Raw genomic sequence first — 25,726 nt, 5'->3', positions numbered from 1 at the left:
GTTAGGGATTGAGCCATTGTCTGAGCTCTTTTTGCGCTGGCGTTCAGCGCAAAAAAGCGAGTGCGAGAGCCCGGCCGTCAGGCAACGCCCTGTTAAAAATCCTCCAATAATTTTTTAGTCACGCGGCTCGAAGCAATCCAGGAAGCTAAAATGCCCAACGACACAATCGTCGCCAGTACAATCAGAACATTTTGGATCGAGAAAACCACAGGATAGGCCAAAGTAGGCGTAATCATAATGACTTCGAAACGCTGTTGTATCAGGACGATAATGATTCCGAGAGCCAACCCGATAATCCCGCCAAAAACCGAAAGCAAAGTGCCTTGCAGTAGGAATATTTTGCGCAAATCGGCCACTTCTGTTCCGAGATTGAAAAGCGTTTTGAGGTTGCCTTTCTTGTCTAAAATCATCATGATCAAAGCGCCGACGAGGTTGAAAAGCGCCACGATAATGACCAAAGTAAAAATCAGGTAGACCGCAATGTTCTCAGTATTGAGCATTTTATAAAGGCTGTCGTTGAGTTGTGCGCGCGTTTTGATCGTTACTTTATTGTGGAAGATGGCTTGCAGTTGATTGATCACAGCCTGTTCGTCAGTATTAGGATTCAGTTTAATTTCGACGCTGGAAATCTGATCAGGCTTATATTCCAATAAAGCCTGCGTCAAACCCAAATCGGCAAAAACGAATTTGGAATCTAAATCTTCACTGATCGCGTAAATCCCAACCGGAGCGAGTTTGCATTTGTTGAAAGCGCCTTCAGCAGTTTCAATCGTGCCGCTTCCGACTTTAGGCACGAACACTTCAAACGGATGGTTGAAATCAAAAAGTCCCATCGACAGTTTCTGGCCAATGCCGTAACCGAACACGACTTGGTTCGTATTGGGCTCGAGCCATTCGCCTTGGTAAATATTTTTTTTAACAGGATTAACTTTGCTGAAAAGCGAATCAACACCTTTGATATAAGTCACTTGTTCTTTGCCGTCGAATAAAAAAAGGACACGTTCTTCAATGATTTTGCTTGAGGCAACAATGCCATTGATATTTTTAATCTGTGCTTCTTGTGCCGGACTGATATGGAATGATTTTCCTGAAGTGCCCGACATTTTTAAATCGGGATCGAAATCATTGCTGAACGACAAGCTGAAATCTTTAAGTCCGCTGAACACCGAAAGCACGACGAACAGCGCCATCGCACCGACAATAATGCCGACCGAAGCGATGCCGTTGATGATGTTGATCGCGTTGTTTTTACTGGCGCTCCTGAGGTATCGTTTGGCTATGTAAAGAGGAAAATTCAACTTATGATTTTCTGCGTCGTTCTAATAAGTCACGGTTTTCGATAGGATTTTCCTTGGCAGACAAGGCATTGTCAATCTTTTCGATATAGTCTAAAGAGTCGTCTATAAAGAAAGTAAGGTTCGGCACTTTGCGCAATTGCAGGCGCACGCGTTGCGAAAGGTCGTGCTTGATCAAAGCCGAATTCGATTTGATCGCAGCGAGCGTTTCCTTTGCTTTCTCCTGAGGAAAAATACTCAAATGTACCGTAGCGACTGACAAATCAGTAGTTACGCTCACTTTGGATACGGAAATAATTAGATTTTGTATGCCATTTTTTCGCACTTCACCTTGCAGGATATCGACCAGATCTTTCTGGATGACGCCGCCTATTTTTTTCTGTCTGTTGGTTTCCATGGGGCAAAAGTACGATAAGCAATTGATAATTAATAATTGATAATTGATAATTATGAGAATTTTCAGGAGCTGTTTCCTGCTCTACACTCATATCTTTTGCGCCGAAACCCGTCGCAAAAGGATAACCGTTACGATCAGGGCTAGGGCAACAGATTTCATATCAAACTTTGTGGTCATTGCAAAAAACTTTGCGAACTTTGTAGTAAAACAAATCCAATGCGAAAAATAGAACATATAGGCATCGCCGTAAAAGACCTTGCGGTTTCAAATCCGATTTTTGAAAAACTTTTCGGAGCGCCACCGTACAAATCTGAAGAAGTGGTCAGCGAAGGCGTAAAAACTTCCTTTTTCATGAACGGTCCGAACAAAATAGAATTGTTAGAAGCCACAAATTCGGATAGTCCCATCGCTAAATTTATAGAAAAGAAAGGTGAAGGCATTCACCATATAGCGTTCGATGTTGAAGATATAGAAGCGGAAATCAAGCGTTTGCAATCAGAAGGTTTTATCGTGCTCAATGAAATTCCTAAGCAAGGTGCCGATAATAAACTGGTCGCTTTTCTGCATCCGAAATCTACCAATGGTGTTTTAATTGAACTGTGTCAGGAAAAAAAATAGACTCCCGATGGGCTTTTAAATCCAACAAACATTTGGAGCAAAGCAAAAATAATAGTAATATTGCAACCTCAAATAAGGCTGCAAGCCTTATTCACGGAACACAGAAAACAAATAAAGTCTGTGAATTACAAACGGTCCTATAGCTCATTCGGTTAGAGCAACTGACTCATAATCAGTAGGTGCTTGGTTCGATTCCAAGTGGGACCACAAAAAGGCTTTCAAAACGAAAGTCTTTTTTTTTCGAACCGAAAACTAAATTTCTGCGTAAATAGAATAAAGTTTCGGATTTGGCGTTATGGAAATGTTAAGGAATTAACGAAATCAGGGCGAAATGTTGTATTTTAAATATTAATAGAAAAAAATTTTGACGAAAGGAAATTTTATTTACTTTTACGACCTATGAAAATTGTCCCAGTAATAATCTTAAGTGCTTTTGTTCTATTCGGAGCATCTGCATACGCGGCACCACAAGGGCCACCACCGCCAGGAGTTCCGCCACCAGGACTTCCGATAGACGGAGGTGTTGTTTTATTATTAGTGGCAGCGCTGGGTTACGGGATATACAAAATCAATCAATTGAAATTTCATAAAAAAACTCCGATGTAAAAATCGGAGTTTTTTATTTTTATAGGCATGACTACTTTTGTAAGGCATGCAATCGCGAAACATACTTCCCAATCACATCAAATTCTAAGTTGATTTTAGAACCCGGCACAAAGGTTTTGAAATTAGTGTGCTCATAAGTGTAAGGAATGATGGCCACGCTGAATTCGTTGCGTTTCGAATTGACTACGGTCAGACTTACGCCGTTTACCGTAATCGAACCTTTCTCAATGGTCAGATTATTCCATTCCGGGTCATATTCAAAAGTAAAATACCAGCTTCCGTTGGCTGACTCGACGTTTTTGCAGCTTCCGGTCTGGTCTACGTGTCCTTGCACGATGTGCCCGTCAAGGCGGTCTCCGAGTTTCATCGCGCGCTCAAGATTCACAAGGTCTCCTGTTTTCCAGTCGCTGAGATTGGTTTTTTCAATAGTTTCGCGGATGGCCGTAACAGTATATTGATTTTCCTGTATTGCCACCACGGTCAGGCAAACGCCATTGTGCGCAACACTTTGATCGATTTTAAGTTCAGGAGTTATCGTTGATTCAATGGTGATGTGAACATTGTCACCTGTTTTTTGTAATTCGCGGATCGTTCCGAGGGTTTCTATAATTCCTGTAAACATTCTTGTTTTATTTTACTAAATTTGCACGTCAAAATTAGCAATAAATAACCTATAGCGCATGAAAAGAGCAGAAAATATAATCGTCGGGATTTCGATTGGAGACTTGAACGGTATTGGAAGCGAAGTGGTTTTAAAAACGTTCGAAGATTCGCGTATGCTCGAATTCTGTACGCCGGTTATTTTTGCGAATGTCAAAATTCTGTCGTTTGTCAAAAAGACTTTCGAATCGACCTCGACTTTGCAAGGGATTGATCATCTGGATCAAATTATTCCTGGTAAAATTAATGTGCTGAATGTATGGAAAGAAAGCGTTGACATCAATTTCGGCGTCAATGATGAGCATGTAGGCAAGTATGCAATCAAATCCTTTACTGCAGCCACTCAGGCTTTAAAAGATGGGTTAATTGATGTTTTAGTAACAGCGCCCATTAATAAATACAACATCCAATCTGAGGAATTCAAATTTCCGGGACATACAGATTATCTCAACGAACAGCTTGAAGGCCATGCTTTGATGCTGATGGTTCAGGACAATCTTCGCGTTGGATTATTGACAGATCACGTGCCGGTGAACGAAGTTGCAAAACATCTTACGCCAGCTTTAATCACACAAAAAATTGAAACAGTCAGAAATTCTTTAGTCCAGGATTTTGGAATCAATAAACCCAAAATAGCCGTTTTAGGATTGAATCCACATAGTGGTGACAACGGCGTGATCGGAAAAGAAGAAATCGAAATCATGTTGCCGACCATCAAAAATTTATTCCAGAAAGGCACAATGGTTTTTGGTCCATTTCCGGCTGACGGATTTTTTGGCAGCAACCAATATGAAAAATACGACGCCATCATAGCGGCCTACCACGATCAGGGATTGATTCCATTCAAAACCTTGTCGTTTGGCAAAGGCGTAAATTATACCGCCGGCTTGAATAAAATCAGAACTTCTCCAGATCACGGAACGGCTTATGATATTGCAGGCAAAGGAATAGCCGATTACAATTCGTTCAAAGAAGCGGTTTATCTCGCGATGGACATCTTTCATTCGAGAATTCAGCATCAGGAGATTACCCAAAACCCCATGAAAATAAGGGAAAAACAGCTCGAGAAAAATAATCGCTAAAAAAATTGGCGCAACAGTTTTGAATGTACAATAATTTTATATCTTTGCGCTCCCGAATCATTCGGTCAAATTGTTGTTGAAATGAAGCAGTTAAGTGAATTTTTAATTCCTTTTATAGGATTAAAGTTAGGAAAGCATCAATTTGAATATCAAATTAATAAAGCGTTCTTTGAAGATTTTGATTACGACGAATTTGAAGATTCAGACATCAAAGTCAATGTGGTTTTAGAAAAGAAAAGCACGATGATGGAGCTGGCTTTCAAGCACAAAGGAACTGTAAACGTACCTTGTGATCTGACCGGAGAGCTTTTTGATTTGCCCGTCAAAGGAAAAATCAAAGTCGTAGTGCAATTCGGGGAACAGTTCAACAATGACAACGAAGAGTTGTTGGTTTTACCACATGGCGAACACCAATTGGACATCAAACAATACATTTATGAAATGATTGTGTTGTCGGTTCCACTCAAAAAGACACATCCCGGCATCAAAGACGGAACATTACAGACACCCGCTCTTGACAAACTGAAAGAATTAACGGTTCAAAGTCAAAAGCAAAGCATAAAAGAAGAAGAAGAAACAGACCCACGATGGGACAAATTAAAGAAACTATTAACGGATAAATAATATAGTAAAATGGCACATCCTAAGAGAAAAGTCTCCAAAACAAGAAGAGATAAAAGAAGAACACATTATAAAGCTACGGTTGCTCAAATCGCTACTTGCCCGGTAACAGGAGAAGCGCATTTATACCACAGAGCTTACTGGCACGAAGGAAAAATGTACTACAGAGGACAAGTGGTGGTCGATAAGTCACCAGTTGCGCTTGCGTAATCAATCTTTGATAAATAACAGCTGAACTCTCACCGATGTGGGAGTTTTTTGTTGTTTATATCTTTAACCAAATAAGCCCTTGCAAAACAAATTTGTTTTATAATTTTTTGTAAATTCCACCCTTTATTAAATTACTTCATTTAATAAAAATTAATCGAAACTTATGAATACAATTACGGCCGCTATTACTGCTGTTGGAGCCTATGTTCCCGACTTCGTACTTTCCAATAAAATACTTGAAACCCTCGTAGATACGAATGACGAATGGATCACCACCCGTACGGGAATCAAAGAAAGAAGAATACTTAAAGGAGACCGTTTGGGAACTTCCTATATGTGTATCAAAGCCGCTGAAGATTTGATCAAAAAAAGCGGTATAAATCCTGCAGATATTGATTTAGTGCTTGTTGCGACGACTACACCCGACATGCCTGTGGCGGCGACTTCTGTTTTTGTCGCTACGCAAATCGGAGCCGTCAATGCTTTTGCTTTTGATATCCAGGCCGCCTGTTCGGGGTTTTTATACGGAATGTCTTCGGCTTCGGCTTATATCCAATCCGGTCGCTATAAGAAAGTACTTTTGATCGGCGCCGATAAAATGTCATCAATCATTGATTATACCGACAGAGCAACCTGCATCATTTTTGGTGACGGGGCTGGCGCGGTATTGTTCGAGCCGAATCATGAAGGTTTAGGTTTTCAGGATGAATATCTGAGAAGCGACGGAATCGGTCGTGAATACTTAAAAATTGACGCAGGCGGATCGATACTTCCTGCATCCAAAGAAACAGTGGAAAACAGACAACACTATGTTTTCCAGGATGGAAAAACGGTTTTCAAATATGCCGTAACCGGTATGGCTGATGTTAGTGAGAAAATCATGCAAAGAAATAATTTGACCAAGGATAACGTAGATTGGCTCGTGGCCCATCAGGCAAACAAAAGAATCATCGACGCCACAGCCAGCAGAATGGAACTTGACGAAGAAAAAGTACTGGTCAATATCGAAAAATACGGAAATACCACTTCAGCCACTTTACCGTTGTTGCTGAATGATTTCGAGCACAAATTAAAAAAAGGCGACAACCTTATTTTCGCAGCTTTCGGCGGCGGATTCACTTGGGGGTCGATTTATTTGAAATGGGCTTACAACAAACAATAAAACTAAAACTAAAAACAAATCATTATGGATTTAAAAGAAATTCAAAACCTAATCAAATTTGTATCAAATTCAGGAGTTGCTGAAGTAAAATTAGAAACAGGAGACATCAAGATTACCATCAGAACGACACTTGAAGGTAATACTCCGGACATCACTTACGTGCAGCAAGCGCCAATCCAGCAAGCATTACCACAAGCAGCATCCGCTCCACAAGCAACCCCGGCAACTCCAATAGCTGCGGCTCCAGTAGCAGATGAAACTTCAAAATATATTACTATAAAATCACCCATCATTGGAACATTCTATAGAAAACCTTCGCCGGACAAACCTGTTTTTGTTGAGGTTGGAGCATCTATCGCTAAAGGTGATGTGCTTTGCGTGATTGAAGCGATGAAGTTATTCAACGAAATCGAATCGGAAATTTCCGGAAAAATCGTAAAAATCCTAGTGGATGATATGTCTCCGGTAGAATTCGACCAACCCTTATTCTTAGTAGACCCATCATAAGTTATTTTAAAGGATGAATTTTGAATGATGAATGAAAGTGTCATTGTTCAAATAATTTAAAATTTATAATTTATAATTTAAAATTTCATAAGATGTTTAAAAAAATATTAATTGCTAACCGGGGCGAAATTGCACTTCGTGTGATCCGTACCTGCAGGGAAATGGGAATTAAAACCGTAGCGGTTTATTCTACTGCTGATGCTGAAAGCCTCCATGTGAAGTTTGCAGACGAAGCGGTTTGTATCGGTCCGCCGCCAAGCAATCTTTCTTACCTTAAAATGTCCAACATTATTGCAGCAGCTGAAATCACTAATGCTGATGCGATTCACCCAGGGTATGGTTTTCTTTCTGAAAATGCCAAATTTTCGAAAATCTGCCAGGAGCACGGAATCAAATTTATTGGCGCTTCTCCAGAAATGATTGACAAAATGGGCGATAAATCTTCAGCAAAAGCGACCATGAAAGCCGCCGGTGTTCCTTGCGTTCCCGGTTCTGATGGTTTGTTGGAATCTTTCGAACAGGCCAAAGCATTATCCAAAGAAATGGGCTATCCTGTCATGCTTAAAGCAACAGCGGGTGGTGGTGGAAAAGGAATGCGCGCCGTCTGGAAAGAAGAAGATTTGCTCAAAGCCTGGGAAGGTGCCCGTCAGGAATCTGCAGCCGCTTTTGGGAACGACGGAATGTATCTAGAAAAACTTATCGAAGAGCCACGCCATATAGAAATTCAGGTGGTTGGGGATGCTTACGGAAAAGCTTGTCACCTTTCAGAAAGAGATTGCTCGGTACAACGCCGCCATCAAAAACTCACGGAAGAAACTCCTTCGCCATTCATGACCGATGATTTGCGTTCAAGAATGGGGGAAGCAGCGGTAAAAGCCGCAGAATTTATCCAATATGAAGGCGCCGGAACTGTAGAGTTTCTTGTAGACAAACACAGGAATTTCTATTTCATGGAAATGAATACGCGTATTCAGGTAGAGCACCCGATTACGGAACAAGTCATCGATTACGATTTGATCCGTGAACAGATTTTGGTAGCTGCCGGAATTCCGATTTCAGGAAAAAATTACCTTCCGCAATTGCACTCGATTGAATGTCGTATCAATGCCGAAGATCCATACAATGATTTCAGACCTTCGCCGGGAAAAATTACGGTTTTACACGCGCCGGGAGGTCATGGTGTGCGTTTAGATACGCACGTTTATGCTGGGTATACTATTCCACCAAACTATGATTCGATGATTGCCAAGTTGATTACAACCGCGCAAACCAGAGAAGAAGCGATCAATAAAATGAAACGCGCTTTGGACGAATTTTATATCGAAGGCGTAAAAACCACAATCCCATTCCACCGCCAGTTGATGGATGAGCCGGATTATGTGGCCGGAAATTACACTACAAAATTCATGGAAACGTTTAAAATGCACGATCTTGAATAAGCATCAATAATCAATAGAAAAGCCTCGCGATATGTGAGGCTTTTTTTGTTTACATGGTTTCGTTTTGAAATGATTCTAATGAACAGGAGTACCGTCATTTTGATTAGAATTTCTAACAGATACATTCTCTTTCCTTAGATTTCGGACATAAAAAAAGCCACCCATAAAGAGTGGCCTTAAAAAATTGGGTTTTTTACTTTTATTTTTTGATGAAACGTTTTACTGCTGATTGGCCATTGCTGGTTACTTCAAGCAAATAAGTTCCGGCTTGGATGTTCGATACCGGAATCGCTTCGTTTTCTATTTTACCTCTTGAGATTTCCTGACCTAGTACGTTGAATACTTTGTATGTGGCATTTTCAACAGAAGAAATATACAACATATCACCATTCACAGGGTTAGGATAAACGTTGAACGATAAAGTTGATGCGTTCACGTTGTCTTCGATTTCTCTGGCTGTAGAAGTAATATTGATCGTGTAATCTTCCACTTGTCCGTAAGAGAATGCCTCGCAAGAAGTTGGTACACCATTATATTTCATAGAAACTCTCATTCTTGTTGCTCCTAATGTAGCAGTAGCAGGAATGGTAAAAGTTCCGCTCACAGGTGTAGTTGTTGAAGCTGTTTTGGTCCAAACGGTTTCGCCAGCATCAGTGAATACACCATTTTTATTGTAGTCAATAAATACCGCATAACCTTCAGCGTAAACCGTGCTTGTCCAAGCTGGTGTAATCGTAATGGTATACGCTGTACTTCTTACCGCATTGGTTGAAAGCGCCGTAAAGTTTTCGTAACCAGTTGTTCCTGTAGAAGTATTACTGATCGATCCTAAAACCACTTTTCCAATTCTTTCATCAGCGGTGTTATTGCCTTGAGAAGTACAGTATGTCAATGTAGCGGTTGTAGTCGTTACATTTGCAGTATTACTAGCCGGCGAAGCATTTCCTGCCGCGTCTTTAGCAATCACATAGAAAGTATACGCTGTAGCAGCCGATAATCCGGTTACTGCGTAAGTTGTTGTAGCCACAGTAGCTTTGAACACACCATTTTGATAAACATCATAAGCGGTCACACCAACATTGTCAGTAGCACCAGACCATGATAAGTTAGTCGTAGTTGAAGTCGTTCCGGAAGCAGCAAGAGTTGCAGCTGTTGGAGCTGTCGTATCAACAACGCCCACTTGAATGTTAACAGTATAATCTTCCACTTGTCCGAAAGAGAACGCCTCGCAAGAAGTTGGAATTCCGTTATATTTCATAGAAACTCTCATTCTTGCAGCACCTAACGTAGCAGTTGCAGGAATCGTAAAGGTTCCGCTTACAGGTGTTGTAGTAGCAGCCGCTTTGGTCCAAACGGTTTCGCCCGCATCAGTGAATACGCCATTTTGGTTGTAATCAATGAATACCGCATAACCTTCAGCATAAGTAGTAGTTGTCCAAGCCGGTGTTATAGTAATGGTATAGGCAGCTCCTCTTGATGCATTTGAAGAAAGTGCTGTAAAGTTTTCATAACCCGTTGCTCCTGTTGAGGTATTGCTAATGGTTCCAAAAACCACTTTTCCGATTTTTTCATCAGCCGTGCTGTTTCCTTGTGAAGTACAATAAGCTAACGAAGCCACCAAAGTAGTCACGCTAACGGTGTTGCTTGCCGGAGAAGCATTTCCTGCCGCATCTTTAGCAATCACATAGAAAGTATAAGTTGTAGAAGCCGATAATCCGGTTACTGCGTAAGTTGTAGCAGCTACAGTCGCTTTAAATGCACCATTTTGATATACATCATAAGCTGTAACACCAATGTTATCAGTAGCGCCAGACCAAGATAAGTTTGTAGTGCTAGAAGTTGTTCCTGAAGCTGATAAAGTCGCAGCCGTTGGAGCCGTTGTATCTACCACAGGAGCTGAAGTTGTTACACTTACTCCATTGCTAGCCACTGAAGCATTTCCTGCTGCATCTTTAGCTTTCACAGTAAACACATAAGTAGTTGAAGCTACTAATCCGCTTACAGTATAAGGCGAAGAAGCTACAGTATTCAATAAAACGCCGTCTTTATAAATGTCATATCCGGTAACCGCTACGTTGTCGGTAGCGCCAGACCAAGATAACACCGTATTGGTTTGTGTAGTACCTGAAGCAGCCAAAGTAGGTGCAGTCGGAGCTACAGTATCTGTTGTTCCCGAAGTAATCGTAAAGTTTGTGTTCGAAACGTCAAAGAAAATATGATTCGTTCCTTTTACCATAATTCTATTGGTAGTTCCTGGAGTATTTGGAATGGTTACCGCTTCTGTTCCATCGTTTGGAGTAGCAGCCAATAAAGTGGTCCAAGTGGTTCCGCCATTTGTAGATAATAGGATATCAACATTGGCGCAGTTAACACCATTTGCAGTGGTTCCGGCTACAGCCCAAGTCACAGTTTGTGAACTGCCACCAGGATAAGAAACCGCTGTGTTTGGCGAACTTACAGCAAACGGTCCGGCCGTAGCATTCACCGTTACGATCATGTCGTCGCTGTTGTTTGCGGAACCTCCGGCTCTGTTGTCACGAACGGTCATTCTGAAGTTTAAAGTTCTGGCTACTGAAGGCAATGCTTCAACCGTAAGTTCTGTTCCCGCAGTGGTTGTAGCGCCTGTTAAAACAGAAGACATTTTAGGAAAATATCGCACAGGAGAAGTCGTCGGATTGTAAGATCTGAAATTCACACCACTGGTTTTAGTAGCACTTGGTGCCGTAGCATTGGTTTGGGAATCCATTTGTTCCCAGTCGTAAGTTAAGGCGTCACCATTGGCATCAGTGGATGTTCCGGTCAACATGAAAGGCGTACTTTTAGGAATCGTATAATCCAAACCTGCACCGGCAGTTGGAATGGCATTTCCTGTGGCCGTGTTTACAGAACAGGTTTTTGTTTTGATATTGTTAGTGACTTGCTGAATACTTACCGCATGGAAATAAGGATCAGAATGTGGCTGCACATCAAGCGATGTAATACCAGCATAACCCATAATCGTAGAACCACTTCCAGGTTCCATCTGAACACCCGTTCCTTCGTTGCTGTGTGTAAAAGTATGGTTCGCGCCAAACTGGTGGCCCATCTCATGCGCTACATAATCGATGTCGAAATTATCTCCAGAAGGGATTGCATCTCCAGGCGAAGTAAATCCGCTTCCTTTAGAACCATTAGTACAGATACAACCAATACAACCAGCATTTCCACCACCACCGGAAGCACCAAATAAGTGTCCGATGTCGTAGTTGGCTTCACCGATAACAGAAGTCAATGTATTTTGCAATTCTGCGTTCCATGCACCGCCTGATCCTGTGGCTGCAGCAGAATAAGGATCTGTAGAGGCGCTCGTATAAATTACAGCGTCAGTATTAGCAATCAATACCATTCTGGCACCGAAATCTTTTTCAAAAACACCATTCACACGCGTCATCGTATTGTTGATAGCTGCCAAAGCCAGCGCTTTTGTTCCGCCAAAATATACGGTATACTCACCCGTTACTGACATCGCCAAACGGAAAGTTCTTAAGATAGCATCATCGGCATTCGGACGCGCTGCAATATCAGTGTTGCGGATTTGTGCATTCGCAGTTTCTGCAACCCTACACTCGAAAGGAGTCAACGAAGCTGCTTTGTCAGATTTTCTGTAAACTGTATAAGTGCTCAAATCTGTGGTGTAAGGCTCGATGAATTCAGCAGACTGATCTGCTTTAACCACCATAGTTTGTAATCCAAGTGGCGACAAACTGAAGTAAATGGTTGAAGCTGGATTTTCAACACCTTGTCCTATATAGGATTTAATGTCTGAGTATCTTGCCGCCAAAGCTGGATCCATGTTTGAGGATTCTTTTACGCGGAAGTTTTCTAATACGCCTTGTGCATTCGGAAAAGAAACGATGGTGTTCGACTGTGCATTCGAAGCGAATCTTCTCGGAGCGCTGTTGAGGCTCTGTTTCAATTGGTTGACATCCAGCGAAAACAATCGCGGACTCACAATACTTTGTTTATTTGCAAAAGTTACTGCATTTGGGTTTTTTGCAGCAGCTTTCCAAACCGCTTTTCCTGATTGGGCAAAGGAAAAACTGGTGATCGCAATAAAAGCAATCGAGAGTAATCTGTTTTTCATAATTCGAGTTTTGGTTAAATTCGGCTTCAAATGTAGAATTATTTTTTAATCATTTATCGACCGAATCAAGACTTTATTAACATTTATGACAATATTTTAAAAAATAAGTTGGGTATTTCTCATATTGTGGGTTGATTTCTTACAATTAATGAAATATAACATTTCAAAAAGAAATAATTTCTCATCGAATACATTTTCAAATCAGATAAAAACTATTTTTATACAAACTATTGCGCATGAATTTAAGTTACTGGGAAATTAAAAATTGGTTCACCAACGTGGATTACACAATCGTCGGAAGTGGTATCGTCGGATTGCACGCAGCACTTCGGTTGCGCGAACGATTTCCCGAGAGTAAAATCCTGATGCTTGAAAAAGGCATGTTGCCGCAAGGCGCGAGTACTAAAAACGCAGGATTTGCGTGTTTCGGCAGTATTTCTGAAATTGTCGAAGATCTTAAAACGCATTCCGAAGAAGAAGTCATTCAGCTTATTCAAAAACGATGGAGCGGATTGCAATTGTTGCGAAAAAATCTCGGGGATCAAACCATAGATTACAAGCCTTACGGTGGTTATGAATTGTTTTTAAATGAAGACGAATCGGCGTATCAAGAAAGTTTGCATAAACTGCCGTTCATCAATGAAATTATCAAACCCATTTTTAAAACGGAAGTTTTTCTCAAGGAATTCGACCGTTTCAATTTTCGCGGCATTCACGAATATCTGATTTTTAATCCTTTCGAAGCGCAAATCGACACCGGCAATATGATGCAAGCATTGCTAAAACAAGCCATTTCAAAAGACATCCTGATTCTTAACCTGCAAACGGTAACTGCTTTTGAGGAAAATGCGAATGGAGTCAATGTAGCTTTAGGCGACTTTAGTTTTAACACTAGGAAATTGTTGTTTGCTACAAACGGCTTCGCGAATCAAGTCATCAAACAGGAAGTCAAGCCAGCGCGTGCACAGGTTTTGATTACCGAACCGATTCCCAATCTTGACATCAAAGGCACGTTTCACATCGATAAAGGCTATTATTATTTCAGGAACATAGGCGACAGGATTCTTTTGGGCGGCGGCAGAAACTTAGATTTTCAGGGCGAAACCACAACCGAATTGGGTGAAACCGAATTGATCCAAAACCGACTGGAGCAACTTTTAAAAGAAGTCATTCTGCCTGAAACGGAATTTAAAATAGAGCACCGCTGGAGTGGCATTATGGGATTGGGTTCCAGTAAAAACCCTATTGTTTCCCAATTGTCCGATCACGTCTATTGCGGTGTAAGAATGGGCGGAATGGGCGTTGCCATTGGAAGTTTGATTGGAAATGAACTCGCAGATTTAATTTAACATAACATGATAAAAAAAGCACTTCGCATCCTTGGAAAATTTTTTCTTTGGTTTTTAGGAATCTCGATACTTTCCGTTTTGATTTTTAAATGGGTTCCTGTTCCCTCAACGCCACTGATGCTGACACGAGTGATCGAAAACAAACTCGATGGCGAAGACATGGTTTGCAGCCATGACTGGGTGCCGCTCGAAGAAATTTCAACCAATTTGCAAAAAGCGGTCATCGCGAGTGAAGATGCCAATTTCCTGACGCATCACGGTTTCGACTTCAAAGCAATTGAAAAAGCGATGGAGAACAATGAGAAAGGCAAAAAACTCAAAGGCGGCAGTACGATTTCGCAGCAAACGGCCAAAAATGTTTTTCTGTGGCAGGGCAGAAGTTATTTGAGAAAAGGTCTTGAAGCTTATTTCACAGTGTTGATTGAATTGATCTGGGGCAAAGAGCGCATCATGGAAGTTTATCTGAACAGCATCGAAATGGGGAACGGCGTTTATGGAGCCGAAGCAGCGTCTAAATACTGGTACCGTAAAAGCGCCGTGAGTCTGACTAAAATGGAAGCCGCCGGAATCGCAGCAATTCTTCCAAACCCAAGAAAATTTACGGCGACCAATTCCTCGTCTTTTATTACACGGAGAAAAGGCAGGATCGTCAAGCATATGAATTATGTCAAAATAGACTATTAAGTCATAAAAAAAGCGCCCTGATGAGAGCGCTTTTTTAATATCAATGAAACAACGGGAGGTATTGTTTCCAATGCTTATAAATCAAAATGGCATTTAATATGGCCACAATCAAAGCCGCGCCAACACCCGGAATGTCTAAAAATAAATGGAAAAGCAAAATGTTGATAGAAATCGGAGCTAACAATATCAAAGCAAAAGCAACCCATTTCTTAAACAAGAGCATGGCGCCTATAATCACTTCCAACATGCCGACGAATGGGAAAATATAACCCGTCGCGCCTAATGAATTCATAAAATCAGCAGCGGAACCTGTCGGTGGCGGTAATGGAATGAAGTGCAAAAATTTATTGCTCCCAAAAACGATAAGCAAAATTCCTAATACGATTCTAACCAGTAAAGTAAATTGTGAATTCATAGGCAATCAGATTAATTAGACGTTAAATAAAATCCTAAATTAATAATTTATTCTTTATAAAATACACATAAGACATTTAATAGCTAAAAAAAATTCTTAAAATTCAATCAATATGTTGGTGTGTGGTTGTTTAAATTTATTTAGCAAAATGGTGTAAAAAAATAAGCTTTAGTTCTATATTCACGGCTTGAAAATTATTTATGAAAACCATTTTAATCACGGGTGCTTCGAGTGGAATCGGCAAAGCAACAGCGCTTCATTTTGCGACCAACGGCTGGAGTGTTATCGCATCAATGATTTGCCTTGACGAAGGTCACGCGATACACGGATTGCCCAACATCCATTGTTATTTGCTCGATGTTACATCTACAGCAAGCATCGAAAACGCCAAAGAAAAAATACTTCAGGATTTCGACCATATTGATGTTATCATCAACAACGCCGGAATCGGCTATCGAAGCTTTGTCGAGCTAGCCGAAGATGACCATTTTGAAAAAATTGTCGATATCAACTGGCTTGGCGTTGTTAAAGTATCGCGCGCATTCATTCCTGTTTTCAGAAAGCAAAATTATGGGCAGATTATCAATATTTCATCGATTGCCGGATTGGTCAATTTGCCGCTGGGTAGTTTTTACCATTCAACCAAACAAGCCGTGGAAAGTTTTTCAGAATGTATGGCGTACGAATTAATCGATTTCAACATTTCAGTGTGCACCGTACAATTTGGCAATGCGGCTACTAATTTTCAAAGCAACGTGAACAAATCAGCGCCTTCCGCCATTCCATCATACAATAGATTGATGGAAAAAGTCACAGAAATGCTCCATAAAAAAACCGCCAAGAACACCGATTTGACACCGAAAATCACCCAAAAATTATTAGAAATTGCCGAAAACCCGAACCCGAATTTCAGAAGATATTCGATTGGTTTTGACGCCAACGCCATGAAAACGCTTCGGGCAATATTAGGCTATCGCTTGTTCAACAGTATGATCCGCAGGTTTGTTTTGAGATAAAAAGCCGACCATCAACAGACAATCGGCTTCCCAATATTAAATCGTAAAATTCAAACCCAAAACAATCGTTCTTCCCATATTCGGAATGCCGTCGGTTTTCAATCGCGACAAATGGGCGGTGTAGGTTTTGTCAAAAAGATTGTTCCCGTTAAGGTTGACATCAAAAGCGGATTTCCCTACATGTATTTTCCCGCCGATTCCCAAATTCACCAAAGTATAATCGTTCGAACGCGTCTCAAAACCGCTCACATTATTCTGGTCAAAAGTGTGCACGGCATTCAAAGTCGCGAATCCGTCGGTCAGCCATTTTTTGATCTTGAATTCCGCACGAATCGTATTGCTCCAACTGTTGGCCGGAATCAATGGCAAGTAATCGCCATTTTGTTTCTTGCCGGTCACGTTTTCAAAACTGCTTTCTAGATGCAGCCAATCGAGCGGATGCGGATGAATGTGAAATCCGATTTCACCGCCGTAAAGCATCGCATCATTCTGAATGTATTGAAACACATCATTGCCGTCTAACACCGTTCCAGTTGGCGCTGCATAAATATAATGGTTGATATGGTTGTAAAATCCATTGGCAAAAAACTCAAAATGGTCGCTGTTGTATTCGAGATTGATGTCGGTCTGGATGTTCTGTTCGGTTTTAAGATTGGCATTTCCGATTTCGTAACGGTTTGTACCTTCATGAACGCCATTAGAAGTGAGTTCTGCGAGATTTGGCGCACGAAATCCTGAAGCAGCATTGAGTCTTAAAGTGAGGTTTTCGAGCAAATTGGTTTTGTATCCGAGCGCGGCGTTAAAACTGTCGTAGCTTTTATTGATGGCTTCAAACGAACCTTCTTCACCTGAAATCCCATGCGCGTTGCTTGTTATTTTTCGGTTGTCATAACGCAATCCGGCTTGGATGACGTTCGATTTCCATTCACAATTGAAAGTTCCGAAAACCCCAAAATCATTCGTGCTCGCGTCGGGAATCAGATATTCTTCACCAGAATTCGTATTGGTCTGATGCATGCCCTGAATGCCGACAATCGATTCCATTTTTCCGAATTTCGGCAGGTGAAATTTAGCATCGTAATTGAACGTTTTGAGTTTCATGTGCAGGTTGGCCACATCGCTGTCTTCAAATTCGCTGCGGTCGTTTTCGATATAACCCAAATCGACATCGAGCTTGGAATTTTTGAAATAAACGATATTGTTCCAGCTCAACAAATGGTTGAAAACACCTTGTTTCGGGTAATCAGTTTTTTTGGATTTCGTTTGTTCTGCGATGCCGTTTTCAGGAATGCCTAAATCGAGTTTGTTGTAATTATAACGCAGTACACTTGAGAATTTCGCATTCGAATAACCAATTCCCGTTTTGAAATCCGATTCGTTGTAACGCGTATTGGTCACGCGATTATCATCCGGAACTTTGTAATCTGAATGAGTGTTATAACTGCCGCGCGCCGAAAATTTCCAGTGTTCCGTGGACGTTTTCAAACCTAAAGAAGTGTTGCTTCCTAGAGTGTTCGAGAATAATTTTTGGCTGAAATTGGTTTTGAAAGTATGCGCTTCCGCAAATTTTTCAGGATTGAAATACAACACGCCGCCAAGCGCATCCGAACCGTAAAGCAAAGAAGCCGGACCTTTGATGACTTCAACGCTTTCAACGCCGGCATCATTTAGACCTAAACCGTGCTCGTCACCAAATTGCTGGTTTTCGACACGAACGCCTTGCGAATACACTAAAACCCGATTGCCACTCAAGCCGCGAATCACAGGTTTTCCGATAGATGTTCCTGTGGAAACTTGCGAAACGCCTGGAATGGTTGCCAAACCTTCAATTAAAGTGGACGTTCCTTTTTGTTGTAAAGAGCGCATGCTTGCGTGTTCGACTTTCATGACGTTCTGCGATTGCAGTTTGTTGAAGGCCGTCGACACAATGACTTCATCCATCTGGAAGGCTTTTTCTTCAAGGCTGACGTTAAGCACCGTTTCTTTTTGTACTAATGAAATGGATTTGTTTTGAGTGGCAAATCCGATATAACTGAAAGTCAGTTTCAGCGTGCCGTTGGGAAGATTGTTCAAAGTGTAGGTTCCGTTGTCGTCGGTTGTCGTGCCTTTGTGTAATTCAGGAGCTGTAATCGTGACGCCTTTGATGGGCTGGCTTTTCGCATCTGTAATGGTTCCGGTAACGGAGTTTTGAGCATGCAGCACGACCGAAAATCCCAGACACAGGAATAGTATGATTTTTTTCATGAGAATAGTATTATTGTTATCAATGAGAAACAGCTTCCTACTTGCGATAGGAAGAAATGACCTTATTTAGACAATAAAACTTGGCGGACCGCGAAGCGAATAGGAACTTCCTGAAAACGAAACAATAACTTCGTTAGGACCGAAGCAGGAATAAGGAAGGAATCCTTGAAAAAACTGCGGAGAATACGAAAAATCTTTGGGAGTAACGAAAGCGCTGAACGTAAACTCACAAGTAAAACATTCATCAAATGGATGGTGCTGGTGCGAGATTTCGGTTTGTCCGCTGTATTTGTGATGGCATTCCTTTTCGGAAAACAGTTTGCTGAGATGCTCCAACGAATGCACCGATTGCAGCAGCATCGAGCACAATACCGCAACCATCAACACCGAATTGATTATGGCCCACCTTTTTTTCATCGGTACAAATGTAATGAAGCCATAAAAAAATCTGTTTGTTTTAACAAAGTTTTGGATTTGTCAACACAAACAGATTTTTATGAAAAGTATATTTTTAAACTAGACCATTCGCTACTAAATATTCGGCAATCTGAATGGTATTCGTTGCAGCGCCTTTACGTAAATTATCCGCAACAATCCACATGTTTAAAGTGTTCGGCTGGCTTTCGTCTCGACGGATTCTTCCGACAAAAACTTCGTCTTTGCCTTGTGCGTACATCGGCATCGGATAAGTGTAAGTATCGGTATTGTCCTGAACAACTACGCCGTCAGTATGGTGCAAAATATTGCGAACTTCATTGATATCGAAATCATTCTCAAATGCAACATTGACCGCTTCGCTGTGTCCGCCCACGATAGGAACGCGAACCGCTGTAGCTGTGACTTTGATGTTGTCGTCTCCGATGATTTTCTGGGTTTCGCGAACGAGTTTCATTTCCTCCTTGGTGTAGCCGTTGTCTTCAAACACATCGCATTGTGGAATCGCATTTCTGTGAATCGGATATTTGTAGGCCATTTCACCTTGAACGCCCGCGTATTCGTTTTCCAATTGTTGAACCGCTTTCACACCAGTTCCTGTGATCGATTGGTAAGTAGAAACAATCACGCGTTTGATGTTGTATTTTTTATGCAAAGGCGCCAACACCAAAACCATCTGAATCGTAGAACAGTTTGGATTTGCAATGATTTTATCTTCTTTGGTCAATAACGAAGCATTGATTTCGGGCACGACTAATTTTTTGGTCGGATCCATTCTCCAAGCTGAAGAATTGTCGATCACGGTAGTTCCTGCTGCTGCGAATTTTGGTGCCCAGTCTAAAGAAGTTTGTCCGCCGGCTGAGAACAAAGCGATATCGGCTTTCATGTCTACGGCGGTTTGCATGCCTACGACTTTATATTTTTTTCCTTTGAATTCGATTTCTTTTCCGACAGATTTCTCCGAAGCAACCGGAATCAATTCGGTGACCGGAAAATTTCTTTCAGCCAAAACCTGAAGCATCACTTCGCCAACCATTCCTGTGGCTCCTACAACAGCAACTTTCATATATTTCTTGATTTAAGTTTGAATTTTTAAAGCACAAAAATAACGAGAAAATCGCTTGATTTTGCATTTGTAAAAAAGAAAAACCATCCGCCGAAACGAATGGTTGGGTTAGAATATAAAGTGTAGCGGTACTACTTTTTCAATAAATCTCTGATTTGTGTCAGCAATTCTTCTTGCGTTGGTCCTGAAGGAGCCAGAGCCGGAGCTGGTTTTTTCATTTTTCCGTAAGCTTTGATGATCAAAAACATCACAAAACCTACCACCACCAAACTAACAATGGTGTTGATCCAAGCGCCATATCGCACAGCGTTTTCTGGAGTAACCACAGCGCCTGCAGCGTCTTTCACTTCCGGAGATAAAACGTATTTCAGTGCAGAGAAATCCATTCCGCCGGTGAGCATTCCTACAATCGGCATCGCGATATCAGCAACAAATCCGTTGACAACCGCGCCTACTGCGCCTGCCATGATTACTGCAACAGCAAATTCGATTACGTTGCCAGTCATAATAAAATTCTTGAATTCTTTTAACATAATAAAGGGGGATTAATTATAGTTTTAGTTTAAAAATCGAGCTAATGTAATTAAAATTTAACATAAAACAACACAATTCTGTTATTCTCTGTAAAAAATTCTTTTGACGCGTTGCGAAATGCTGGTCAGAATTTCATATGGAATCGTTTGCAATTTTTCCGCGATGTAAACAACGGTTGGGTTTTCACCGAAAATAATTACAGGATCGCCCTCAAAACAAGCAATGTCAGTAACATCTACCATCAGCATATCCATACAAATGCTTCCGACAATCGTTGCTTTTTGGTCATGAATGGTAACATAACCTACGCCATTGCCCCAATGTCTTGAAATTCCGTCGGCATAACCAATCGGAACCGTAGCGATTTTGGTGGTTTTTTGAGCCACGAACCTTCTGCCGTAACCTACACTTTCACCCGCATCAATCGTTCTGATTTGGGAAATGATTGATTTTAAAGTACCTACATTTTCTAAGTATGGCTGTTCTTCCGGATCATTAGAAATGCCGTAAAGCCCAATACCTAAACGCACCATATCGTATTGTGCTTTCGGATAATTGCTGATGCCCGAAGTGTTTAGGATATGACGAATCGGTTTGATTTTCAATTCCGAAATCAATTGTGACGACAGTTTTTCAAACAATGCAATCTGTTCCAGAGCAAATTCGTGGTGTTCCAAATCATCACTCGTGGCCATGTGCGAAAGGATGCTTTTGACTTGAATGGCTTTATTGTCTTTAAGTCTTGCGATCAATTCTGTAAGTTGCTCTTCTTCAAACCCCAAACGGTGCATGCCCGTATCGAGCTTAATATGAATCGGATAATTTTTGAGTTTCTTCTGTTCGGCAATTTTCAAAAACGCATTCAGGCCTTTAAGGCTGTAGATTTCAGGCTCTAATTGGTGTTGGATGATTGCGGCAAAACTTGTCGATTCAGGATTCAAAACCATAATCGGCAATTTGATGCCGTCGTTTTTAAGCGAAATGCCTTCGTCGGCAAACGCCACCCCGAGATAATCCACTTTATGGTGCTCGAGCAGTTTCGCAATTTCAAAACCGCCGTTGCCATAACCGAACGCTTTGACCATCACCATCATTTTGGTTCTGGCTTTGAGTTTCGATTTGAAGAAATTGAGGTTGTGGCTGATCGCATTGAGGTTGATTTCTAAAACCGTTTCGTGCGTTTTTTCTTCAAGCGCATGCACGATTTTCTCAAAGTTGAACGACCGCGCGCCTTTGATCAATATGGTTTCATTGCCAAAATTGAGGCTTTCTATATGATTGATAAATGCTTCGGTATTGGGAAAGGTGATGCAATTCAGGAACTTATTCTTAAACTTCGAAATCGTTGCGCCAATACCAATCACACGCTGGATTTTATTCGAAATGATCAATTGCGAAACTTTCGAATACAACTCATCATCCGACAAACCGCTCTGGAAAATGTCCGACAGAATCAGCGATTTCTTTTTGTATTGTTTCTGGCTTTCGAGAAAATCGAGCGCAATTTTCAACGACTGGAAATCCGAACTGTAACTGTCGTCAATCAGCATCGTGTTGTTGATACCGTTTTTAACTTTCAATCGCATTTCCACCGGAAACAACAATTCGACGCGACTTTCAATGACTTTCGGATCGTATTTGAAATACAAAAGCGCCATAATGCACTGGATCGCATTTTCTACCGAAGCATCATCCTGAAAAGGAATCTTGATTTCAAAAGTCGACTCGGCGTAACGGATTCTTAAAAGTGTCTTATCTAAAATCGATTTTTTGGTGATGAATACGTCGGCTTCTTCGTCTTTGCAGCTCCATGAAAAAGTTTTGATTTTCGGATTCAGGAACGCATCGATTGATTTGTTTTTGTTGTAAATCAGAATCTTAGCGTGATGAAACAACTTGAGTTTCTCTTTCATCTTCTCGCCGATATTGGCAAAACCTTCGTCATGCGCCGAACCGATATTGGTCAAAATCCCAATCGTTGGTTTGAGGATTCTTTCAAGTTTTTCCATTTCGTGCACGGTAGAAATTCCGGCTTCAAAAATCCCGAGATTGTGATGCTCATTGATCGCAATCACCGAAAGCGGCACGCCAACTTGTGAGTTATAACTTTTCGGGCTTCGGATGATATTGTAATCCGGACCCAATAAAAAATTGAGCCATTCCTTGACAATCGTTTTTCCGTTGCTTCCCGTAATGCCAATGATCGGGAAATCAAAAAGATCGCGGTGGTGCGCTGCGAATAGCTGTAAGGCTTCGAGCGTGTTCCCGACAACCAAAAAGTTTGCTCGGTCTTTGAAAGGTTCGGGAACGTGCGTCACTACAAAATTTCGGACGCCTTTTTCGAGTAATTCTTCTATGTAAACATGTGCGTCATTGTTCGGGCCGACAATCGCAAAAAATAAGGTTTGCGCTCCATTCTGCAACGAACGGCTGTCAATCGCAATGTTTTCAATTAAGGTATTAGGATGTTTGCCAAACCATTGGGCATGAAGGATTGGGACTATATTTTTGATGGATAAAACCAAAGTTATTCGTGATTTTTGCGGGTTTTGACTTTTTCCGTTTGCTGTACTTCCTGACTTTTACGCATGGCTTCGTAATAGGCCGCGCGGCTCAAAGGTTCGTATTCTTCGGTTTCTCCAAGAAAAACCAGATTATCGTTGTCGGTTTTTCGGTAGCTGTAGTTGGCGAGGTTTCCGGTGCGGGTGCAAACGGCGTGTACTTTGGTCACATATTCCGCTGTTGCCATGAGTGCAGGCATCGGACCAAACGGGTTTCCTTTAAAATCCATGTCGAGTCCGGCGACAATCACGCGGATTCCGGAATTGGCCAAATCGTTGCAGATTTTTACGATTTCATCATCAAAGAATTGCGCTTCATCAATACCGACCACATCACAGCCTTGCGCTAAAATGGCGATGTTGGCGGCGGCGGGAACGGGTGTCGAACGGATTTCGTTTTTGTTGTGCGAAACGACCATTTCTTCATCGTAACGCGTATCGATCGAAGGTTTGAAGATTTCGACTTTCTGTTTGGCAAATTGCGCGCGCTTCAACCGTCGGATCAGTTCTTCGGTTTTCCCAGAGAACATCGACCCGCAGATCACTTCTATCCATCCAAATTGTTCTTTATGATTGACTGTATTTTCGAGAAACATTTTGTGTTTTTTCTGCGCTAAAGATGAATAGATTTTATTACTTTGTACTGTAAATAAACCGATATAAAAATTAGTATATTTACGCCGTTGTCAAAAGTAGAAAAATTTTATTTAAGCTGACTTCTTCGCCTCGTGAAATAAATGGCAAAGAAGCAAATTATAAAAAAGAAAACCCCAATCAAGGTAATTTTAAAGTTATGAAAAAAAAGTTGGAAGCCGAATTGATCAGCATCGCGCATCGAATCCTAAAGCTTAAAAACAAATCAGAATTGCACCAACTGCATCAGGAAGCCCAAAATCTCTACGAGAAATTATCGGTGCTTCGTTTCGTGGAAGACCATTTTGCTGAAGTAAAACCAACCATCGGACGCGCCGAAATTGAAGATAAAATCGAAGCCGCTTTTGAAGCTCCAGCGGAGCAACCTATAGCTGAAGTTGAAGAGGAAATAACTATAGTTGCTCAGACTGAAGAAGATCAGCAAACGGAAGAAGCGCTCCCCTTAAGCCCAAAAGCCGAAGAAGAAGCTACTGATGAAGAGCACGAAGTTGAAATAGAAGAAAGCGAACCAGTTGCCGAAACCGAAGCATCTGAAGAAATCGCACAGGAAACGGAAACAGAAGAACTTGCAGCGGAAGAAACAGAAGAAACTTCAGAAGAAGAAATCAAAACGGAAGCACTCGATTTCAAACCTGCCTTCGAATTGTCTTTCGACACCAAAGACGAAGAAATACAAGAACAGATCAAAGAAGAAATCAAAAACGTATCGCCACAAATCACTTTCGATGATTTATTAGGCCCGGATTACGTTGATCCTGTTTTCGTAAAACCCGAAGAACTCGAAAAAGAAAAAGCAACCCAACCGTCGAATGTCATTCCGATCGGAAGAAGCTATAACGATGCGGCGCCGGTCATTTCCCTCAATAAAGACCAATCCACTTCGCTTAATGACCGATTGTCAAAAGGCATCATCATCGGGCTCAACGACAGAATCGCATTCATGAGCAATCTTTTTGCGAACAGCAGTGAAGATTACAACCGCGTGTTATCACAATTGATGACGTTTGATACGTTCGAAGAAGCCAAAAATTTCATTGACAACATGGTCAAACCCGATTACGACAATTGGGAAGGCAAAGACGAATACGCCGAGCGTTTCATGGAAATCATCGAGAAAAGATTCTCATAGAAACCTATAAAAACAAGCTACAATTCCACCAATTCACACGAAAAAAGTAGTGTAAATTAGTGGATTTTGTGTTTAATAAAGACACTACTTATGTCAAAACTATACATCGTTCCCACGCCCATCGGCAATTTAGAAGACATGACAATCCGCGCGATCCGCATCCTCAAGGAAGTCGATTTGATTCTCGCCGAAGACACGCGCACGAGCGGCAAACTCCTCAAACACTTTGACATCAGCACGCATATGCACAGCCATCATATGCACAACGAACACAAAACCGTCGAGAACCTAATCGCAAGGCTCAAAGCCGGAGAAACCATTGCGCTGATTTCCGATGCAGGAACGCCCGCGATTTCCGATCCCGGATTTTTGCTCACGCGCGCTTGTGTCGAGAATAATATTACGGTGGAATGTCTACCGGGCGCCACGGCATTTGTTCCGGCTTTGGTCAACAGTGGCTTGCCGAATGACAAATTCGTTTTCGAAGGGTTTTTGCCCGACAAGAAAGGCAGACAAACGCGGTATTTGGCATTGGCTGAAGAAACGCGTACGATGATTTTATATGTATCGCCGCACAAACTTGTAAAAACTTTAGCTGAATTTACGCAGTATTTTGGTGAAGACCGTCAGGTTTGCGTGTCGCGCGAATTGTCCAAACTGCACGAGGAAAATGTGCGCGGTACGGCAAAAGAAGTGTTGACGCATTTTGAAAACAAGCCGCCAAAAGGGGAAATTGTAGTCGTTGTGGCTGGGAAATCAACAAAATAATTGGGCGTTTCCCTGCGGGTCGGGCTTTCGCACTCGCTTTTTTATGCTGAACGCCAGCACAAAAAGAGCTCAGACAATGGCTCTATCCCTAACGCGACTCGGATCGAAGAAGTGCTTTCGTTGATTCAAATTTAACCTTCCAACACTTCAG

General features: G+C 41.5%; 24 protein-coding genes and 1 tRNA gene. 14 read left to right on the top strand and 11 right to left on the bottom strand.

The genetic code is table 11. The features are described from left to right. Positions 1-92: 92 nt before the first annotated feature. On the bottom strand, positions 93-1,298 hold the full coding sequence (locus Q0058_RS03940; protein WP_298221430.1) for an FtsX-like permease family protein: 1,206 nt from the start codon (positions 1,296-1,298) through the stop codon (positions 93-95). A gap of 1 nt (position 1,299) precedes the next feature. Next, the gene (gene rbfA, locus Q0058_RS03935; RefSeq protein WP_298221429.1) at positions 1,300-1,692 is read right to left on the bottom strand and encodes a 30S ribosome-binding factor RbfA; all 393 of its coding nucleotides are present in this window, start codon (positions 1,690-1,692) and stop codon (positions 1,300-1,302) included. A 216-nt stretch (positions 1,693-1,908) separates the two neighbouring features. Between rbfA and mce the strand changes: the two genes are divergently transcribed. From mce to Q0058_RS03920, 3 genes are all read left to right on the top strand, one after another. After that, the gene (gene mce, locus Q0058_RS03930) at positions 1,909-2,310 is read left to right on the top strand and encodes a methylmalonyl-CoA epimerase (protein WP_298221428.1); all 402 of its coding nucleotides are present in this window, start codon (positions 1,909-1,911) and stop codon (positions 2,308-2,310) included. 133 nt (positions 2,311-2,443) lie between these two features. After that, a tRNA-Ile gene (locus tag Q0058_RS03925) sits at positions 2,444-2,517 on the top strand. A gap of 192 nt (positions 2,518-2,709) precedes the next feature. Continuing rightward, a complete protein-coding gene (locus Q0058_RS03920; RefSeq protein WP_298221427.1) occupies positions 2,710-2,916 on the top strand; it encodes a PID-CTERM protein-sorting domain-containing protein in 207 nt (68 codons plus the stop codon). 31 nt (positions 2,917-2,947) lie between these two features. Here Q0058_RS03920 and Q0058_RS03915 read toward each other — a convergent pair whose 3' ends face one another. Beyond that, positions 2,948-3,538: a riboflavin synthase gene (locus tag Q0058_RS03915; protein WP_298221426.1), complete on the bottom strand. Its 591-nt coding sequence runs from the start codon at positions 3,536-3,538 to the stop codon at positions 2,948-2,950. Between the two features lie 58 nt (positions 3,539-3,596). Between Q0058_RS03915 and pdxA the strand changes: the two genes are divergently transcribed. The 6 genes from pdxA (at position 3,597) to accC (ending at position 8,597) form a co-directional block, all read left to right on the top strand. Beyond that, entirely contained in the window at positions 3,597-4,658 is a 1,062-nt protein-coding gene (pdxA, locus tag Q0058_RS03910; RefSeq protein ID WP_298221425.1) for a 4-hydroxythreonine-4-phosphate dehydrogenase PdxA, read from the top strand. Positions 4,659-4,739: 81 nt separating this feature from the next. Further along, complete coding sequence (locus Q0058_RS03905) at positions 4,740-5,282, top strand: DUF177 domain-containing protein (protein WP_298221424.1); 543 nt, start codon at positions 4,740-4,742, stop codon at positions 5,280-5,282. A gap of 9 nt (positions 5,283-5,291) precedes the next feature. Next, positions 5,292-5,489 (top strand): 50S ribosomal protein L32, encoded by a 198-nt coding sequence (gene rpmF / locus Q0058_RS03900; protein WP_298221423.1) that lies wholly within the window; start codon positions 5,292-5,294, stop codon positions 5,487-5,489. A gap of 163 nt (positions 5,490-5,652) precedes the next feature. After that, positions 5,653-6,651, top strand: a complete 999-nt coding sequence (locus tag Q0058_RS03895; RefSeq protein WP_298221422.1) for a beta-ketoacyl-ACP synthase III — start codon at positions 5,653-5,655, stop codon at positions 6,649-6,651. A gap of 24 nt (positions 6,652-6,675) precedes the next feature. Beyond that, on the top strand, positions 6,676-7,158 hold the full coding sequence (accB, locus tag Q0058_RS03890; RefSeq protein WP_298221421.1) for an acetyl-CoA carboxylase biotin carboxyl carrier protein: 483 nt from the start codon (positions 6,676-6,678) through the stop codon (positions 7,156-7,158). Positions 7,159-7,250: 92 nt separating this feature from the next. Next, the gene (gene accC / locus Q0058_RS03885; RefSeq protein WP_298221420.1) at positions 7,251-8,597 is read left to right on the top strand and encodes an acetyl-CoA carboxylase biotin carboxylase subunit; all 1,347 of its coding nucleotides are present in this window, start codon (positions 7,251-7,253) and stop codon (positions 8,595-8,597) included. Positions 8,598-8,796: 199 nt separating this feature from the next. Here the strand turns inward: accC and Q0058_RS03880 are convergent, their stop codons facing one another. Further along, a complete protein-coding gene (locus tag Q0058_RS03880) occupies positions 8,797-12,720 on the bottom strand; it encodes a reprolysin-like metallopeptidase (RefSeq protein WP_298221419.1) in 3,924 nt (1,307 codons plus the stop codon). Positions 12,721-12,956: 236 nt separating this feature from the next. On the opposite strand from Q0058_RS03880, the gene Q0058_RS03875 reads away from it, so the two are divergent. Then, a complete protein-coding gene (locus tag Q0058_RS03875) occupies positions 12,957-14,069 on the top strand; it encodes an FAD-dependent oxidoreductase (protein ID WP_298221418.1) in 1,113 nt (370 codons plus the stop codon). 6 nt (positions 14,070-14,075) lie between these two features. After that, entirely contained in the window at positions 14,076-14,753 is a 678-nt protein-coding gene (gene mtgA, locus Q0058_RS03870) for a monofunctional biosynthetic peptidoglycan transglycosylase (RefSeq protein ID WP_298221417.1), read from the top strand. A gap of 40 nt (positions 14,754-14,793) precedes the next feature. Here mtgA and Q0058_RS03865 read toward each other — a convergent pair whose 3' ends face one another. Then, complete coding sequence (locus tag Q0058_RS03865) at positions 14,794-15,168, bottom strand: DoxX family membrane protein (protein ID WP_298221416.1); 375 nt, start codon at positions 15,166-15,168, stop codon at positions 14,794-14,796. Between the two features lie 200 nt (positions 15,169-15,368). Here Q0058_RS03865 and Q0058_RS03860 point away from each other — a divergent pair, with 200 nt between their 5' ends. Continuing rightward, positions 15,369-16,184: an SDR family NAD(P)-dependent oxidoreductase gene (locus Q0058_RS03860; protein WP_298221415.1), complete on the top strand. Its 816-nt coding sequence runs from the start codon at positions 15,369-15,371 to the stop codon at positions 16,182-16,184. Between the two features lie 36 nt (positions 16,185-16,220). Here Q0058_RS03860 and Q0058_RS03855 read toward each other — a convergent pair whose 3' ends face one another. From Q0058_RS03855 to Q0058_RS03830, 6 genes are all read right to left on the bottom strand, one after another. Next, positions 16,221-18,428: a TonB-dependent receptor gene (locus Q0058_RS03855; protein ID WP_298221414.1), complete on the bottom strand. Its 2,208-nt coding sequence runs from the start codon at positions 18,426-18,428 to the stop codon at positions 16,221-16,223. 66 nt (positions 18,429-18,494) lie between these two features. Then, positions 18,495-18,845, bottom strand: coding sequence for a hypothetical protein (locus tag Q0058_RS03850; RefSeq protein WP_298221413.1), 351 nt, complete (start codon positions 18,843-18,845; stop codon positions 18,495-18,497). Positions 18,846-18,939: 94 nt separating this feature from the next. Further along, the gene (locus Q0058_RS03845; RefSeq protein WP_298221412.1) at positions 18,940-19,929 is read right to left on the bottom strand and encodes an aspartate-semialdehyde dehydrogenase; all 990 of its coding nucleotides are present in this window, start codon (positions 19,927-19,929) and stop codon (positions 18,940-18,942) included. Positions 19,930-20,060: 131 nt separating this feature from the next. After that, positions 20,061-20,462: a large conductance mechanosensitive channel protein MscL gene (gene mscL / locus Q0058_RS03840; protein ID WP_298221411.1), complete on the bottom strand. Its 402-nt coding sequence runs from the start codon at positions 20,460-20,462 to the stop codon at positions 20,061-20,063. Positions 20,463-20,543: 81 nt separating this feature from the next. After that, positions 20,544-22,988, bottom strand: coding sequence for a bifunctional UDP-N-acetylmuramoyl-tripeptide:D-alanyl-D-alanine ligase/alanine racemase (locus tag Q0058_RS03835; RefSeq protein ID WP_298221410.1), 2,445 nt, complete (start codon positions 22,986-22,988; stop codon positions 20,544-20,546). A gap of 2 nt (positions 22,989-22,990) precedes the next feature. Then, positions 22,991-23,620 carry a thymidine kinase gene (locus tag Q0058_RS03830; protein ID WP_298221409.1) on the bottom strand — a complete coding sequence of 210 codons (630 nt, stop codon included), beginning with the start codon at positions 23,618-23,620 and terminating at the stop codon, positions 22,991-22,993. Between the two features lie 197 nt (positions 23,621-23,817). On the opposite strand from Q0058_RS03830, the gene Q0058_RS03825 reads away from it, so the two are divergent. Together Q0058_RS03825 and rsmI are read left to right on the top strand one after the other, a co-directional pair. Next, the gene (locus Q0058_RS03825; RefSeq protein ID WP_298221408.1) at positions 23,818-24,807 is read left to right on the top strand and encodes a hypothetical protein; all 990 of its coding nucleotides are present in this window, start codon (positions 23,818-23,820) and stop codon (positions 24,805-24,807) included. Positions 24,808-24,897: 90 nt separating this feature from the next. Beyond that, positions 24,898-25,575 carry a 16S rRNA (cytidine(1402)-2'-O)-methyltransferase gene (gene rsmI / locus Q0058_RS03820; RefSeq protein WP_298221407.1) on the top strand — a complete coding sequence of 226 codons (678 nt, stop codon included), beginning with the start codon at positions 24,898-24,900 and terminating at the stop codon, positions 25,573-25,575. The last annotated feature ends 151 nt before the right edge of the window (positions 25,576-25,726 follow it).

Origin of the sequence: Flavobacterium sp., assembly GCF_027484705.1 — a bacterium.
In the GTDB taxonomy this organism is placed as follows: domain Bacteria; phylum Bacteroidota; class Bacteroidia; order Flavobacteriales; family Flavobacteriaceae; genus Flavobacterium.
This window is presented reverse-complemented; position numbering and strand designations above follow the sequence as displayed.

Bases quoted from the DNA above. Each gene is read 5' to 3' on its own strand.
- rbfA (WP_298221429.1), bottom strand. From the start codon at position 1,692: ATGGAAACCAACAGACAGAAAAAAATAGGCGGCGTCATCCAGAAAGAT.
- mce (WP_298221428.1), top strand. From the start codon at position 1,909: ATGCGAAAAATAGAACATATAGGCATCGCCGTAAAAGACCTTGCGGTT.
- Q0058_RS03920 (WP_298221427.1), top strand. From the start codon at position 2,710: ATGAAAATTGTCCCAGTAATAATCTTAAGTGCTTTTGTTCTATTCGGA.
- Q0058_RS03915 (WP_298221426.1), bottom strand. From the start codon at position 3,538: ATGTTTACAGGAATTATAGAAACCCTCGGAACGATCCGCGAATTACAA.
- pdxA (WP_298221425.1), top strand. From the start codon at position 3,597: ATGAAAAGAGCAGAAAATATAATCGTCGGGATTTCGATTGGAGACTTG.
- Q0058_RS03905 (WP_298221424.1), top strand. From the start codon at position 4,740: ATGAAGCAGTTAAGTGAATTTTTAATTCCTTTTATAGGATTAAAGTTA.
- rpmF (WP_298221423.1), top strand. From the start codon at position 5,292: ATGGCACATCCTAAGAGAAAAGTCTCCAAAACAAGAAGAGATAAAAGA.
- Q0058_RS03895 (WP_298221422.1), top strand. From the start codon at position 5,653: ATGAATACAATTACGGCCGCTATTACTGCTGTTGGAGCCTATGTTCCC.
- accB (WP_298221421.1), top strand. From the start codon at position 6,676: ATGGATTTAAAAGAAATTCAAAACCTAATCAAATTTGTATCAAATTCA.
- accC (WP_298221420.1), top strand. From the start codon at position 7,251: ATGTTTAAAAAAATATTAATTGCTAACCGGGGCGAAATTGCACTTCGT.
- Q0058_RS03880 (WP_298221419.1), bottom strand. From the start codon at position 12,720: ATGAAAAACAGATTACTCTCGATTGCTTTTATTGCGATCACCAGTTTT.
- Q0058_RS03875 (WP_298221418.1), top strand. From the start codon at position 12,957: ATGAATTTAAGTTACTGGGAAATTAAAAATTGGTTCACCAACGTGGAT.
- mtgA (WP_298221417.1), top strand. From the start codon at position 14,076: ATGATAAAAAAAGCACTTCGCATCCTTGGAAAATTTTTTCTTTGGTTT.
- Q0058_RS03865 (WP_298221416.1), bottom strand. From the start codon at position 15,168: ATGAATTCACAATTTACTTTACTGGTTAGAATCGTATTAGGAATTTTG.
- Q0058_RS03860 (WP_298221415.1), top strand. From the start codon at position 15,369: ATGAAAACCATTTTAATCACGGGTGCTTCGAGTGGAATCGGCAAAGCA.
- Q0058_RS03855 (WP_298221414.1), bottom strand. From the start codon at position 18,428: ATGAAAAAAATCATACTATTCCTGTGTCTGGGATTTTCGGTCGTGCTG.
- Q0058_RS03850 (WP_298221413.1), bottom strand. From the start codon at position 18,845: ATGAAAAAAAGGTGGGCCATAATCAATTCGGTGTTGATGGTTGCGGTA.
- Q0058_RS03845 (WP_298221412.1), bottom strand. From the start codon at position 19,929: ATGAAAGTTGCTGTTGTAGGAGCCACAGGAATGGTTGGCGAAGTGATG.
- mscL (WP_298221411.1), bottom strand. From the start codon at position 20,462: ATGTTAAAAGAATTCAAGAATTTTATTATGACTGGCAACGTAATCGAA.
- Q0058_RS03830 (WP_298221409.1), bottom strand. From the start codon at position 23,620: ATGTTTCTCGAAAATACAGTCAATCATAAAGAACAATTTGGATGGATA.
- Q0058_RS03825 (WP_298221408.1), top strand. From the start codon at position 23,818: ATGAAAAAAAAGTTGGAAGCCGAATTGATCAGCATCGCGCATCGAATC.
- rsmI (WP_298221407.1), top strand. From the start codon at position 24,898: ATGTCAAAACTATACATCGTTCCCACGCCCATCGGCAATTTAGAAGAC.